The 1,270-nt window shown below is 62.3% G+C and carries 1 protein-coding gene; it reads left to right on the top strand.

Going from position 1 to position 1,270, the window contains the following annotated elements; translation table 11 throughout:
- Positions 1–73: 73 nt before the first annotated feature.
- A protein-coding gene (locus CQ13_RS15915; protein ID WP_156433700.1) for an IS3 family transposase occupies positions 74–1,209 on the top strand; the annotation gives its coding sequence in 2 pieces (ribosomal slippage) (positions 74–332 and positions 332–1,209; 1,137 coding nt in all).
- Positions 1,210–1,270: the final 61 nt, after the last annotated feature.

The raw sequence follows: 1,270 nt of genomic DNA, 5'->3' as shown, positions 1-1,270 counted from the left end.
AAATCTGAACAGTGCGATAAGTGGAGTTTCTGCCTGACGGCGGGCAAGATTGGCCCGCGAATCAGGAGAGACGATGAGCAGACGCGCACGCCGGAACCACACACCGGCTTTCAAGGCGAAGGTGGCGCTGGCCGCCGTCAAGGGCGATCGAACGCTGGCTCAATTGGCGGAGCAGTTCGACGTGCATCCCAATCAGATCACGTCGTGGAAAGCGCAACTCGAGGGCGGCGCCACCGGCGTGTTCGGCCCAGGAGGCGGCAATGCTACGGCGCTACCGGCCATCGATGTGAAGTCGCTGCACGCCAAGATCGGAGAGCTGACGCTGGAGAACGATTTTTTAGAAGGAGCGCTCACCAAGGCGGGATTGCTGAGCGCAAAGCGATGATCGACCGTGAGCACGATCTGCCGATCACCAGGCAGGCGGAAGTTCTGAAGATCAGCCGTGGTAGCGTCTATTACCTGCCGCGTCCGGTGTCGCCTGAAGACCTCGCGATCATGCGACGGCTCGACCGGCTGCATCTGGAGTTTCCTTTCGCCGGTTCGCGTATGTTGCGCGGCCTGCTGGCTGCCGAGGGGTGCAAGATCGGCCGCCGGCATGTCAAAACGCTGATGCGGAGGATGGGGATAGAGGCGCTCTACCGACGTCCACGCACCACCAAGCCAGAGCCCGGTCACAAGATCTATCCGTATCTGCTGCGCGGCATGGAGATCACGCGGCCGAACCAGGTCTGGGCGATGGACATCACCTACATCCCAATGGCGCGCGGCTTCGTCTATCTCGCCGGCGTGCTGGACTGGGCGACCCGCCGGGTTCTGTCGTGGCGGCTGTCGATCACGATGGAGGCGGCCTTCTGCGTCGCGACGCTGGAGGATGCCTTGGCCCGTCACGGCAAGCCGGAGATCTTCAATACCGACCAGGGTTCGCAGTTCACCGGCGCGGCCTTCACCGGCGTACTTGCCGACAACGGCATCGCCATCAGCATGGACGGCAAAGGCGCATGGCGCGACAACGTGTTCGTCGAGCGGCTGTGGCGCAGCGTCAAATATGAGGAGGTCTACCTGCGGGCCTACGACAGCGTATCCGACGCCCGCGCCTCGATCGGCCGATACCTCGACTTTTACAATGGCCGGCGTCCCCATTCGAGCCTTGACGGCGTCACGCCGGATCAAGCCTACTTCAACAAGCTGCCGATCCGCATGGCGGCTTAACCTTGGCAGACGCTCCACTTATCGATGCGGAAATGCTGTTCAGACAACCGGGACCAGCTCA

Source organism: Bradyrhizobium retamae (genome assembly GCF_001440415.1).
In the GTDB taxonomy this organism is placed as follows: Bacteria; Pseudomonadota; Alphaproteobacteria; order Rhizobiales; family Xanthobacteraceae; genus Bradyrhizobium; species Bradyrhizobium retamae.
Note: the sequence above shows the minus strand (reverse complement) of the source record. Positions and strands in the feature narration are given on the sequence as shown.